Annotated in this window: 16 protein-coding genes; 1 reads left to right on the top strand and 15 read right to left on the bottom strand. The window is 34.9% G+C overall.

Annotated elements, in window-relative coordinates; genetic code table 11:
- The first annotated feature begins 354 nt into the window (after positions 1-354).
- The gene (locus QZN45_RS10330; protein WP_296812783.1) at positions 355-837 is read left to right on the top strand and encodes a hypothetical protein; all 483 of its coding nucleotides are present in this window, start codon (positions 355-357) and stop codon (positions 835-837) included.
- Between the two features lie 150 nt (positions 838-987).
- Here QZN45_RS10330 and QZN45_RS10325 read toward each other — a convergent pair whose 3' ends face one another.
- The 15 genes from QZN45_RS10325 to QZN45_RS10255 form a co-directional block, all read right to left on the bottom strand.
- Positions 988-1,233, bottom strand: coding sequence for a winged helix-turn-helix transcriptional regulator (locus tag QZN45_RS10325; RefSeq protein ID WP_292605852.1), 246 nt, complete (start codon positions 1,231-1,233; stop codon positions 988-990).
- 24 nt (positions 1,234-1,257) lie between these two features.
- Positions 1,258-1,506 carry a zinc-ribbon domain-containing protein gene (locus tag QZN45_RS10320; RefSeq protein ID WP_292605850.1) on the bottom strand — a complete coding sequence of 83 codons (249 nt, stop codon included), beginning with the start codon at positions 1,504-1,506 and terminating at the stop codon, positions 1,258-1,260.
- Positions 1,507-1,585: 79 nt separating this feature from the next.
- On the bottom strand, positions 1,586-2,464 hold the full coding sequence (locus QZN45_RS10315; protein WP_296812782.1) for an HIRAN domain-containing protein: 879 nt from the start codon (positions 2,462-2,464) through the stop codon (positions 1,586-1,588).
- 12 nt (positions 2,465-2,476) lie between these two features.
- Complete coding sequence (locus QZN45_RS10310; protein WP_296812781.1) at positions 2,477-3,097, bottom strand: hypothetical protein; 621 nt, start codon at positions 3,095-3,097, stop codon at positions 2,477-2,479.
- Positions 3,098-3,106: 9 nt separating this feature from the next.
- Positions 3,107-3,403: a hypothetical protein gene (locus QZN45_RS10305; RefSeq protein WP_296812780.1), complete on the bottom strand. Its 297-nt coding sequence runs from the start codon at positions 3,401-3,403 to the stop codon at positions 3,107-3,109.
- Positions 3,404-4,152: 749 nt separating this feature from the next.
- A complete protein-coding gene (locus QZN45_RS10300) occupies positions 4,153-4,407 on the bottom strand; it encodes a hypothetical protein (RefSeq protein WP_296801951.1) in 255 nt (84 codons plus the stop codon).
- 35 nt (positions 4,408-4,442) lie between these two features.
- Entirely contained in the window at positions 4,443-4,691 is a 249-nt protein-coding gene (locus QZN45_RS10295; RefSeq protein ID WP_296801950.1) for a hypothetical protein, read from the bottom strand.
- Between the two features lie 1,120 nt (positions 4,692-5,811).
- On the bottom strand, positions 5,812-7,281 hold the full coding sequence (locus tag QZN45_RS10290; RefSeq protein ID WP_296812779.1) for a DUF2779 domain-containing protein: 1,470 nt from the start codon (positions 7,279-7,281) through the stop codon (positions 5,812-5,814).
- A 4-nt stretch (positions 7,282-7,285) separates the two neighbouring features.
- Positions 7,286-8,059: an SseB family protein gene (locus QZN45_RS10285; protein WP_292882358.1), complete on the bottom strand. Its 774-nt coding sequence runs from the start codon at positions 8,057-8,059 to the stop codon at positions 7,286-7,288.
- A 114-nt stretch (positions 8,060-8,173) separates the two neighbouring features.
- Positions 8,174-8,470, bottom strand: coding sequence for a M48 family metallopeptidase (locus tag QZN45_RS10280; protein ID WP_292605837.1), 297 nt, complete (start codon positions 8,468-8,470; stop codon positions 8,174-8,176).
- Positions 8,471-8,559: 89 nt separating this feature from the next.
- Complete coding sequence (locus QZN45_RS10275) at positions 8,560-8,997, bottom strand: hypothetical protein (protein ID WP_296812778.1); 438 nt, start codon at positions 8,995-8,997, stop codon at positions 8,560-8,562.
- Positions 8,998-9,010: 13 nt separating this feature from the next.
- Complete coding sequence (locus QZN45_RS10270; RefSeq protein WP_292882364.1) at positions 9,011-9,904, bottom strand: ADP-ribosylglycohydrolase family protein; 894 nt, start codon at positions 9,902-9,904, stop codon at positions 9,011-9,013.
- Positions 9,901-10,974, bottom strand: a complete 1,074-nt coding sequence (locus tag QZN45_RS10265) for a CDC27 family protein (protein ID WP_296812777.1) — start codon at positions 10,972-10,974, stop codon at positions 9,901-9,903. The genes QZN45_RS10270 and QZN45_RS10265 overlap by 4 nt, the downstream gene beginning before the upstream one ends.
- Positions 10,975-11,291: 317 nt before the next feature.
- Positions 11,292-12,572 carry a peptidoglycan-binding protein gene (locus tag QZN45_RS10260; protein WP_296812775.1) on the bottom strand — a complete coding sequence of 427 codons (1,281 nt, stop codon included), beginning with the start codon at positions 12,570-12,572 and terminating at the stop codon, positions 11,292-11,294.
- Positions 12,573-12,641: 69 nt separating this feature from the next.
- Positions 12,642-13,763, bottom strand: a complete 1,122-nt coding sequence (locus tag QZN45_RS10255; protein ID WP_296812773.1) for a transposase — start codon at positions 13,761-13,763, stop codon at positions 12,642-12,644.
- Positions 13,764-13,782 lie beyond the last annotated feature (19 nt).

The following is a 13,782-nucleotide window of genomic DNA, read 5'->3' as shown; positions in this document are numbered from 1 at the left end:
TAACAAAAAAGTATACTGAATAAAAATTCATGACATAAAATAGCCTCAAAAAAACGCAAATAAAATAAAACACAATAAAATTAATTAAAAAAGACAGTAGACCCAATAGTGCAATTCATCCACAACTTGCAGAAGTTGTGGCATTCTTGCATTTTAAAGATAAAAATACTTTAATTTTTAAATTAATTTAATCAATAAAAATAAACAAAAATAAGATAAAATTAAAATTTATAAAAAGAAAACATTAATTAATGAAAAATAATATATTAAATATTAAAATTAATTAATTGAAATTAATTTTAAATTGAAACTAAATTGGTGAAAATATGAGTTTCGAAGAAAAAAAAAGAAGAATTGAATATTAAAAAAGAAGAAAAAATACTAGCCACAAATCAAAAGAAAGCAAATGCAAAAATAAAATTTGAAGAAAAAGTATTAGAAAAGAAAAAAGCTAGAAATCAGCAAAAAATAGAATCACATCTGGCTTTAGCAGATGCAAGAATTGATGATGCATTAGATGATGCAGACATAGCCATTACTATTTTATCAAATGATGTTCAAGTAGCAATCGAAAACAATGGTGAAGATGCTGATTTAATTCTATTTAAAGCTGACAACCTTTTAGAAGAAATATTGTTAAGAACACAATTAAGAATTCAAATGGCTAAAAATGAATTAATTGCAAATCTTCAAGAAGACCTTGACGACACTATAGAAACAATAAATATTGAAGAAAGCATTTCTGAACTTAAAGATAAAACAGCTACTACAATAACCACTTTAGAAGGAAAAATTGCAGCCGAAAAAGAAGATTTCAATAAAAAATATGGTGAATAAACAATTTCATCATATTTATTTTTCATTTTTAAATAATTTTACAATATTGGAATACATCACTCTCTAACATCACCAATCATCAATGGCAAATATGGATTGTGCAACTTTTGGTTCCTTTTGACCAGCTTCATGTTTGTTTTGGCATAATAATCAAAGATTTTCACTAACCTTCTCGCCCTTATCGGTAAGTCTGTACAGTCTGCCTTTCCTGACTTCAGGATTGATGCATTCAATAATCTCATGCTCCCTTAACTGCCTAAGGACATTGGATATATGATTTTGAAAAATTTCTGTATCCCTTGCAATCTGTGATGGCATTTTTGCATCATTATCCAGAGACTTCACTACCTTGAATCTATATTGGGAGCGTTTGACATAATCGATTTCATCCGTCATAATACCTGTCCCCTAATCGTTGATTTAATGAAAACTGAATATTGCAAATGCAATGAATATGACCACCAGACAAATGCAGCAGGATGTCCAGTCCGATAGTCTTCCATCATTTCCGGAATCCGTATTGGCTTTCTGATAGTCATCATCGGTTTCGACTGTAGGAACATGCACTATTTCCTCTTCGGGAATATCAGTTTCATTCAAATTCATGCCACAGTTTCTGCAGAATTGGGCATTGTCTGGATTTATTGTATTACAATTTGGACATTTCATAAAAAAGACCTCTTCGAAAGTCTAATAAATACTTCACTGTTTAGAGATTTGTTTAAAAGCATATAAAAATTATTGGTATTCATCCAACCAGCCTTCCAATGGCAAACTGTATATCTGCATATCTTTCGAGATACAGCACATATTCAGCCGAAGCCACACCATGAATCCTGTCCTTGATTTCGGACGCAGATGATGTCAGATAATATTTCGTATAGTCACTGTTTGCAACATAGCCTATCTTTTCATCATCAACAAATACCGCAATGGCATCACGGTCGAATTCATTGTAGGGTTCCCTTACAAGCTTCAATTCCATTCCAGGCACAGGATTAATGCCTGTTGTGTAAAAATGCCTTCCGGCAATAGTGAAAAGCTCCGATTTGTCATGGCTTTTAATACTTTCGACATTTTTCTGATATTTCTTTTCATAGTCTATGTAAAAATCAATCGTATCCCTTTGACTGAAATAATCTCCAATCTTTTCTTCGCTTTTATCTCCCGGAAGCGCATCGATTGCCCTTTTGTTAATGTCCCATGCATCATATAATGTGGGAAGTCCGTCAGGCTTTTTCTTTGCTTCTTCAATAAGTTCGCCTGCCCAATAGCGAAGCATCCTTGCCTTGTTGTCACAAACCAGATTATTGCGGGACAGTCCAAGGGATGTGTTATAGCATTCTTCCGCCTCACTGTATCTTCCCATGAAATCTAGGATAATTGCCTTGATGTTCCAGTTTCCGGCATTCAGGCCATTCATGTCCAGTGCAAGATTAATATATTGAAGTGCATCTTCATATTTGTGTTGGTTGCAAAGATCCCATGCCTTTCTTGAATACTTATCAGATTCTAGTTTATCTGGGAAATGATCATCTTCCTCATCGTCGTTTCCATAACCCTGATTCTGGGCATCCATAAAACCGTCACCCCAGTCCACCGGGTCTCCTATATGCCATTCATACATTTTATCACCTTTCTAGCAAAAGAATTCATAAAATTCATGGAAAGGACAGACATGGTTAAATTCAAGTTTTCTTTTGGCAAAATCAATATTATAATCGAAATGATCACTGCATCCGTCCTTTTCAAACATCACCTTGCTTTTGAAATCCCCATTCACTACAAGTCTTCCATTGCTGAAGGAAAAATCATGTCCCCCAAAGCAAAATGCATACCTGTAGCCGTTTTCTTTTTCAATTTTTTTAACTGCATTTATAAACCATGTCCTGGATTCCAGGTTGTCATGGTAAGTGGTGCCTCCCAGATATTCAATCTGAGAGAAATTCAAATCATAAAGCAGCCTAAATTCAGTTGCCACATATTCATTTTCAACCAGGAATGTCATTATGATTTCATCATCCCTTTTGTGCATGGAAACTATGCAGTTTCTTGCATTGATTTCAACGGAATTGATTATATTGTCTATATGGTGTTGATTCAGATTTAAGCGTCTCATACGTGATGGAAAAACAGTATAAGGAACATTATCAAAATCCATTTTTTGTGAAGCAACACCACCATTTCGTCCGCCATCTCTTGTCTCACTAACCAGATAAGGCAGTTCATTTTCATCTTCCATGAAATGTCTATCTCTCATTTAATTTCCTCACCTCATTTCATCCAATCTTTTGCGCAAATTTGAAAATGTTCCGTTTTGACTATATTCATCAAATAGCGATTCCTCACCGCAATGATGGTCTGCCCTTTCGATGAATGTGTAAATTGTGACAATCTCTTCAAATGTCAAGTTTTCCTCTGACAGTTCCAAAAGGCCAGTTTTGGAATATTTCTTTTCCATCTTATCCATATTTTCAAGATAGTCAATATCAAAAGCCAGATGTCTGCAACCGGGACAATTAAGATACCCTTCAATGAGTTTTTCACCGCAAAAATGACAATCCATATTTTTACACCTCACCAAATCCATATTTAATTTTGTGTGTTAGTTGTTAATAACTTTTTTCTATAGTGAAAATTCATCAATGAGTTTTCAACAAATCCTTGCCCTCATTATGCCCACTGGAATTTTAGATTTTGTAATCACAAATCACCATAAGGCAAACTTCAACATCATTTTCCTCACACCAACAACTCATTATTTTTAACATATGCTAAAATATGATAAAAGTTTCTAGTGCCATGTATATCTTTTCCATGCATTTGCCCAAACTGCAAGCAAAATAATGCGACCACAAAAAATAATTTTTGACATAAATTAGATTTAGAAAAATCTACTTAAAAATAATTTTAACTTTTACATTTTTTGATTTGCAGTATATATTGGGTTTCAATGCCTAAGCGGACGATTCATCATACAAATAAATCTCATCAGTCAACTTTTCAGATGCCAAAACCGTTCCGATAGCCTAAAAAAACCAAAATCATCATCGGCAAACAAAACTTTCCTGTATGTTGCGGTAAAATCGACATGGTTGCGAACAATAACATACCTTAAAAAAAATAGAATGCTAATATGAAGTTATAAATAAGCCATATCCTCAAAATTAAAAAAAAATAGATGAAAAATATCAACTACCTGACTTTAAGGGTTGCCTTGAAGGTAAATTTCTTTGCTGTCTTTTTGACTGTTACTTTGCTTGTTTTTAAGACTTGTTTTACTGTGACTGTGTTTTTGACTAATTTTCATTTATATTAAGTTGTTATTATGTATTTTTTAGGAATTTGAGATATTTTGATTTTTGCTATTCCGTTGCTGTCTGTTTTGACAGTGGATGATTTATCATCAATTTTAAACTTGACACTATCACCTACGACCACATGCCCATCAGCTGTTGTGACTTTAACTGAGAAGTAAGACCCGCCCGCATATTCTGTAGCAATGTTTTTGTTTCCGCTCATGACCTCATCATCTTTCAAGGTATATGCTTTAATACAGGCAATTGCCAAATGTTTTAGGTTTCTGTCCAAGAATCGCCAAAAAATCAGAGTTTCCAGACATCTATCTTATTTTTCTTATCAAAATATTGATTAGGGTTCTGGACGCTGTCAAGGGAGGGGTTCGGTGAAAACATTGCACATGTGTCACTCGGATTTGTGTGACCCTGACCCTTTGTGCAGACCACACTCTTTGAGGATCCTTTCAACTGCACTTCCACTCTCCAATGACGGCAGTTCAGGCATACATTATCATAATTTACATCACCTATTGAGATTCCATCAATTTCATGCATTGAATCACTCCTAAATTCATATAACCATACGGCAAATTCAATTAACAGTATTGTTTTATACGAATTTTTCGTAAAATATGTGATTGATTAATTGTTGCTTTTTTAATTTAAATTTTTCCTAAGTTAATGATTTTTTGATATATTTGAGGTGATGGTAGAGTGGAGTGGTAGTCCACACTAATTAATTCAATCAATTTCTCAAATAATGTCACAAATTAAAATTCCACTTCATCGAAGTTCGTTTTTTAGAATCCTCACCTTGAAAACTGTTAACCTAGCTTTGATTCCTATCAATCGTCAATCAGAAAAATGCTTGTATATTCTTAACCAATATAGGTAGGAATATAAGTGACTGTTAAAAAAATAATGCAGTCAAGAAGCATTTCTACCATCAACTCACCTTCCTTAGGAGGATAAAATATTTTGGATATTCGCTTTATCATTCTATGACTCCTAATTTTATATAAAATTTTTATCTGTTCCAGAGTACTATTGTTTATTACTTTTATTATATAAAGTATTACTTTTTATTTTTTACAAAATTTTATATATTAAAAAAGGCAAGTAGTATTATTGGATATTCGTTGGAATTCATTTTATGGTTCCAATTTTTAATAATGGTTTAGAGTTATTTTTAACTCTATCCTATTATTAAGTTCTTATTTTATTAGAAAATTATTTTAATACTGTAGTTTTAGTGCTTGAAACGATAAGTATCGCAACTTTTTCATACGTTTTATACGAATTGTTCGTATTATTTTAGTGTTTTCTTTATATAAAATAAAGAGTTTTTAGTGATGAAAAATCGATAATTATTGGGCCTATTTAGTGTTTGTATTTTGTTTATGGTGTGGCATTGGACATATTTTTGTTTAGTGATAACTACAGTAATATCTTACTGAATATCAGTTATCTCCAATTTCAAATTCCCATTTAGTTTTATTTTTTTATTATTGATTTAATTGTGCAATATTGCTTTCAATTCGTTAAATTATTCTTATTTCAAACAAAAAAAATATATTTAATCTTTTAGATTAATATGATAATAATTATGATTAATTAATGGAAGATATTATTATGGATGAAACTTATCAGATGGTTAATACATAACAGGATTAATTTATTCAAACAACACTTGCCTGAATTTTTCCCAAATCTTTACCATAGCTAAAGTGTCAAGCCTGCAGTATTCAAGCAGTGCTTTTCTTATTGGTTTTTGCTCTTCAGGTGATTTATTTTTCAAGCTTAAAAATGCATTTGATGCCTCATCGCCCTTATGCACCAATGACAATTCATTGTAATCAAGTTCAGGATCATCAGGAAATAATGCAGGCAAAACCTTTTTGATTGAATATGAGCCTTCCATCTCCTTAGTATAATAGTTCCTTTCGCGAAACGGCACCATCAAATCAACCATGTTTGCATTGAATCTCTCCATGTCCTCCTTGAATTCTGGATACATCTCAGCTATTTCCTTGTTTCGTGTAGCTTCAAATGCCTTGTTGTATACGATTACGCTTCCGTCTTCCGGCATGTCAGCAATCATTCTTTTGGCGAAGTTTCTAATCAGATTATCATCATCTGCATCTGCCAAAAATTCCTTATGCTTTAATGAATCTCCTTTCTTTTCTATGATATGCAGCGAGTACTGGAAAGGAATCTGCTGATAAGGTTTTGTGCCTTCGATTTCAGGAATCGCATGCTGGCAGGTTTCATAGTCGATAAAATACAAAGGATAGCTTAGAGACTTCAATACATCATCTATTGCGGATTTAATTATTTTCGGTTCCCTGTCATGAAGCTCGAAGTCAATCTGTTCCATGTATTTGGGGTTGAGGTTTTCATTTTCGAGATCTTCGAATGAAATCTTACCATCATAGTATTTCTTGAATTTGGAGCGTCTCTGCATAACTGCAATGTCAAATACATTGGGGGTCGGCAGGTTTCTTGTGCAGTACTGCCAGTAAGGGCAGGGGTAGGGATTAAAGCACTGCTGCCCTATATCGATTTCCGGTTCGCTTTGTCCCAAATCATTGAAAGCGGAAATGTTGCTTTTGATTTCATCCTGCATTTGGCTGACAATATCTGTTACATCCTCGATATTGAATAGCTGAGCCATATCCAGCTCACTTCCTCTAACGTATTCATTGTTAATGTAGACAATGGCTGCTTTTTTGACATTTAATCCAGCGCTTGTTAAAACAAAGTACTGGTATGCAACGTCATCCAGGTAGATGTCCTTGATTTCTGTGGAGCTTTTCACTTCATATATTTCCACGCCGTCAGCATCATTTTTGAGAATGTCGACACTGCAGAAATTGTCATCATGACTAAAAGACGCTTCGGTAATGACATTGGGACAATCCTTCAAAAGATTTTGGGTTTTTTCAATTCTCACGCCAATGTCATTATCATAGACAACATCATCATAATCACCGAAAAGTCCCTTTGCAAGCTCTCCAACTTTTCTTCCTGTTTCAAGAATAGCTTCACTGCCTTTATCAGTCGCATTATCCGGCATGTGTTCATTAAGCCATAAAATCTTTTTACACTGAACTCCTTCGCAATACCTTGATTTTGACAAGTGCACAATATCACTGTCCTTTAAATACTTCAGGACTCAAAATCAGTGATTCTGATGCTGGATTTATCACAAAATCAACTTTTGCAACCTTTACCAAGTCGGCGAAATAATATGCCTGAGGATATACATCATCTGAGTATTTTTCAAAAATCTTTTTGAACTCTTCAATGTCTGTAAACAATGGAAGATAAGACTTTTTGTTATCATCCCATATCATGACAAAACTTGTGCCTTCTTCTGCATCAACGCAGCCCACAATCATCTGGGAGGACATGAGCTCTTTTTTTAATTCATCATCCTTAATGTCCTTTTTGGCCAGAAGTTCCCTCAATGGATCAGGTTTGATATCAAACTGTGCCAAAAACGCTTCAATCGGCATGTTCAGACCAAATTCAGTGAATGGGTTGATTGAAATTATTGAATACCTGTCGCTTTGGGCAAGCATTCCAGCAAGGTCGCTCATATACATCACCATTACTGATGTGTGAACGCCTGCCTTTTGCATCATCTCTTCACTTGTAAATAACGGAACTGCCTTGTTTCCATTATCATCAGTTAAAAATTGAATGCTGAAACCTTTCGGGCCTTCAATTACATCGCCGGGTTCTGAGTTTTCAATTCCCTTGAATGCATCCTCTCCAAAATCAATCGGCAGGAAGAGTCTGGATTTCTTTAATATATCAAATACTTCCCTTTGCATCTGGGGAGTTATGTCCTGTTTAATTAGTTCCTCCAAACGAGAATTATCAATTTCAGCATCATTTTTTAAGTTTTCTTCATCCATCTTATCACCACATTAAGCTTCAGCCCATATAATCATTAGCTTGCCACCAAAATCCGCGAGATTATTCAACAGATTTGAGAATTTGATTATGCAATCCAAACAGGACCTTTGGTTTTAAAGCTTTCCTTGCAAAGCTTTAGGGACTTTTTCGTATTCTTCCAATTCACAATATATCAATGCAAGATTATTTCTCAAAGGACAATCGTCAGGATTTGTTTCGACTCCTTTTTCAAGTATATTTAATGCTTCATCAGTTTCACCTAGTTTATGGAGGGAAACTCCCTTATAGCATATTGCATTAGGATTGTATGGAAATTGACCAAGTATTTCATCACATTTTTCAATTAAAGCTTCATAATCCTGTTTTTCATATAATTCATCGCATTCTTTAAGTTGATTTTCGAAATTCATATTTAACACAACCTTGTTAAGTAACATATTTTTTAATTATCATCAATATAGTTAACTATATCCTCAATCATATAATGCGGCTAAAAAACTTAAAAGCATGCCCCGCACTTTGGACATTCTTGGTTATCTTGCGTTATCAGTTCTATTTTCCTGCCGCACTTTGGACATTTACCATGCTCATCTTTCGGCCCAACGGCACCTTTAAGCATGACAGCCTTTTTTCGAAAGGGATATCTTTCATCCAAATCTTTTTTAAATTCTTTTTCATCAGTTTCAAGTGAAGTTATTATCTTTTCAACATTTCCCATATCATCATTATGACAGAAATTCACTTCTTTCAGGCAGTGCGGGCAGAATGATGGAATTATTTTCCCGTTGATTTTGCTGTCACGCCCCATATCAAATGTACGCATTCCCATTGAATGTATGACTATGCAATTGGTTTTCTCATCAATGAAATACCTTAAGTCATTGTCCTGGATTGTAAAATCACAGTTCAGACACATGTATTGGGTTAGCTCTCCCATGTTATTTCCTCATTCATTTTTTTAGGCAGAAATTCTCAAAGTCACTGCATATTCCAAGGACATAGTCCATTTGTGGAATGTCATCAATCCACTCCTGAGGGATATCGCCATAGTATATACCTGCAAGCCCTCCTGTAATGGCCGCTACTGTATCTGTATCACGGCCGAGATTTACCGCCTTAAGGACTGCATCCCTATAGTTTTCAGTTTCCAAAAGGCAATAAAGAACAGCTTCAAGGGTTTTTATGACATAGCTTCTGCCTTCACTTACATGGAAATCCATTTCAAAGATATCTCGAAACTCCTCCAAATACTCTACGCCTTCATAATGTTTCTGGATTTTTTCGCATGCCCTTTGTATATGCTCTTCGATTTCAAGATTGTTTTCAAGCATTGACTTTGCTATTTCTATATAAAGCACACAGGAGATTTTGGATTTTGGATGGGCGTGTGTAAGTCCTGATACGCTTTCGATTTCATCATATGTAATGCCCGGAATGAATGCCAATGGCAGTATTCTCATTAGAGATCCGTTTCCATTGTCATATTCATCTCTTCCTCCGCATTCGTTAACCGGATATCCTCTCTCGAATCTGTTAATAGCTTCAATTGTGGTGTTTCCGTAGTCGAATACTTCATATTGGCAGTATTTGGATTCCCGAGCATATGCCACAAATTCCCTCATTATGTCCTCCAAATCAATTGCATTTTTTGCTGCGATGCTCTGCATAGTTGCCAGTGTCAGTGATGTATCGTCAGACCAGGTTCCCTTTGGCTTGTCGTATGTTCCATGACCCATCATTCCGGTTACCGGATTTTCAATCAGATATTCTCTTGGGCGAAACTCCACAGGCACTCCAAGTGCATCTCCTACTGTCAAACCTACTATTCCATCTTTTATTTTCATTCTATCACTCCATTATAACATTCGATTTTTGGTCTATTCTCCTGTTCTAGTGGGAAGCCTTTTGGCTTTTGAATCATCGGCCATCCCATGCCATTCCTTTTGATTTCAAGCTGTCCAGAGTATATCAGATTTCCATCCTCATCATAGGCATTGCCGTTGCAGGGTGCGTTTGGCCCATATCCTCTTGTAAGACACCAGTTGCCTTCAAAGCGAAGCTGTCCTGAAGGATAATATTCCTTTCCCTGAACTATTCCATTAATGTCAAATATGCCATCACGGTATAATGTTCCGTCTTCAAAGTAGGCTTTCCCGAAACCGTATGGTGCACCGTTTAGGACATATCCTTCATATGCTATCTTTCCGTTTTCATGAAATATATTTTTTAGCCCAATTTTGTTATGGGGATGAAAGTTAACCTTGTCATAGAATTTTGACTCTGAAATTGTGATTTCACCTCTGCCGTCATCACCCTTGCATATTTTATCGACCACATCAATCAAAAAGAAAAGACCTTCAAAGTCTTTGATTTCAAATCCGTTTTTTTCGAGAAATAAAAACAGCTTTTCTTTTGCCTTGTGAGAAGATATCCTCACATAGTACTGTCTGCTTTTTACTCTTGAAGAATATTGTCTTACATGTCTCGTGAATCCTTCGATTGAATATGGAGATTGCGATTTGAGATTCACTTTCCATGCATCGACGTACTTTTCCATTTCTATCAGCTCGTCTTGCCTTAAGCTGAGGCATATATTATAATCCAATTTCATGAATGCAAGGGAGGTTTCATCATTCACTTCAAGGTCAAAAATCTCTTCAAAGCATTCGATTGCCTGACCATATTGTTCAATATCCATCAGCGCCTGTGCCTTGATGTAGTGATGATATGGATTGTCAGGATAATTGGTCTTGTCCAGAACGTCCAATGCTTCATGAGGCCTTTCAAGAAGACAAAGGCTTCTTGCCTTATAGCTTATTGCTTTTTGGTTTTCTGAGATTTCATCGCAAAGCCTTATAACCCTTTCAAAATCGTTTTTTGAAAATGCATTTTCAATTAAATTAATTATTGTCATGTTATCACCGAAAAGTTACTTTCGACAATTCATACAAAACGTCTGATATAGTGATGGTACGAATTGGCATATATATTTTGTTAATATAATGTTAGTAATTAGTGCCTTATAAATGTTTCCAATTTTAAGATTTGCACTATATGTACATTTATAAAGTAAGTATATTATTAGAAAGCATGACGCTAATGTGAAATACAAATAATTAAAAGTATTGTTTTGAAATCTATTCCAATAATGCCGGTGCAAACATTGAATTATATTGAATGGTGAAATGATTTAAAAAAATAGAAAAAATAGGGAAATGAAATCCCCTATCCTTAAATTAATCCGAGTTTTAGGGCAGTCTTTTCATCAACCTTACCTGTTACCTTCAATCCTTTGTCATGCTGGAACTCTTTGACAGACCTTACAGTACAGTCCCAATAGATACCGTCTACTTTAAGGTAGTGACCTTGGTAGGTTAAATAGTATCCGTTGTTTTTCAAAGCACGTTGGATCTTTTTAACTTTTGCAGATTCTTTGCTTCCTTTTGAAACTGTTTTCCAGACCTGTTTGACCTTAATTGTAACTTTTTTGGTCACTTTCTTGTAGTATTTGTTTCCCTTAAAGGTTACGGTCGCCTTGAAGTTTCCTTTCTTGTTGAGTTTGGTGATTTTGAAGGTAGCCTTACCTTTGGAGTTGGTAGTGGCCTTGTAGGTCTTGCCTGCGACTTTCAAGTACACAACAGCTTTGCTGATTGGTTTACCAATATTGTTCTTTAATGTTATTGCATATTTTTTGGTTTTGGTGATTGTCTTGAAGGTCTTGGACTTGGCGACAATTTTAGAAGCCGCCTTTTTGACAGTGACCTTGACGTTTTTGGATGAGTTGACATACTTAGCGTTGCCGTCGAAGGTTACTTTTGCAGTGTATGCTTTAGGAACCAATCCTTTGGTTGGAACTTTAACCTGACCGTTCTTGTCAGTAGTGTATGTTTTGGCACCGTTAAGGTCAACGGTTATATTTACTCCACTGACTGAATTACCTTTGACATCCTTTAAAGTGATTACGAGGTTTTTGTCAACATTATAAACTGTTGTCACTGCAGAAGATACAATTTCAGTAGGAATCCTTTTCACAGTTACATAAATTGTTTTGCTTTCAGCAGCCGCAAATCTGTCAGTGCCGTTGAATGAAACAGTAATGACAGCACTACCTTCACCGACAGCAACAAATGAATCGTTTACAATCTTAACAACAGATTCATTGTTGGAAGTGTAGGTTAATGTATATTCCTCAGTTATATTGTTTCCGTCTTCATTTTGAAGAACAGCAAGATTACCACAAGTATCATCCACATATACTTCATAAGATTCAGCAGCAGGTTTAATGACTGTAGGTATTTTAGAGTTTTCTATAGTAATTGTGTAGTATGCATTTAAGTGTCTAGCTGTTACTGTTCCGTTTCCCTCTTGTGAAGGTGTGTATGTTATCTCCTCATTTATTAATGCAATAGGAGTATTCACCAACCCAAGTGTTGAATCTAACTCTAAAAAGACCAATACTGATTTATCATATTCCTTGATGGTTTTTGTATTGTTGTCGAATGATTGAACCACCCCACCCTAAAAGAGGGTGGGGATTCCTGAATTTTTTCACTTAATATGGTTAATTTAAGTATTTTCAGGCTAATCCCCGTTGAACCAGCGGTTTAGAATATTAATTGCTGCATTTATGTCTCTATCAAGTATTTTTCCGCATTTTGGACAAACATAGTTTCTTGTTTTGACTTTTAACTCTTTGTTTATGTGTCCGCAGTAGTGGCATGTTCGGCTTGTGTTGTGTGGTTTTACGAATTGTACGCCGTCTGCTTCGCTTTTGTAGAGTTGGAATTTGTCTTTTAGTCTTTTTATGAATTGTGATAGAGGAAATATCATGTTTTGTTCTCCTCCGATTAAAATTTTGATAGTGGAGTAGTTTTTTTCAAAGACTATGGTGTCGTATTCTTTGACTAGGTTGTAAGTTAGTTTTTCAATGTAGTCATTTAATTGGTTTGTTCTTTTGTTGTACCATTTTTGTAGTCTTTTTTGTAGTTTTTTCCATCGTCTGCTTCCTTTTCTGCATTTGGACATTAATTTATTGATGTGTTTGATCATTTGGTTGTCATGATTAACATCAAAGAATTCTTTTTGTCTTTCGCTTGTGACTAGCCATCCATTTTTGTTGGAATTGATATCACATCCAATGTGCTTGCCTGTTAACGGCAGTTGTTCTGGCGGATTTGTTTCAATGTTGAATGATGCATAGTGGTTTAATCCATCATAATATACTGTGATGTTGTTGAATTTGGTGTTGGGACTGTTTAATAAATCCAGGTATTCTATGCTTGTGCTGAAGATTACTTTGCCATGTTTTCTTAAAGTTAGTGTGTTGTTTTCTACTGGTCTTTTTTCTTTTCGGATAGTTTGTCTGAAGCTAGGTCGTATTTTCTTTTTAGAGTGAAATTTTGGAGTATTATGCCTTTTGCTTTTAAAACTGTTTTTAAAAGCTTTATGTAAATCATCACGTGCCTGTTGAAGACTGGTGGACTCTGTTTCCTCCAAGTAAGGCAATTCTTTTTTAGATTCTTTTAAGAATTGATTTAATTCATTTTTAGTTGGAATTTTATTAGAATCACCATACTTATCTTTATATTTATTTAAAAGCTCATTATGGGTTTTACGAGTACAGCCATAGTTTTGTTTAAACAGAACTTCTTGTTCGGGAGTTACATGAAGTTTAACAACCACACCTCGAATATATTCGCCCATAAATCACATTTCCTCCAGT

Source organism: uncultured Methanobrevibacter sp., from assembly GCF_900314695.1.
Classification (GTDB): Archaea; Methanobacteriota; Methanobacteria; order Methanobacteriales; family Methanobacteriaceae; genus Methanocatella.
The sequence above is the reverse complement of the archived record's forward strand: the minus strand, read 5'-3'. Positions and strand labels throughout refer to the sequence as shown.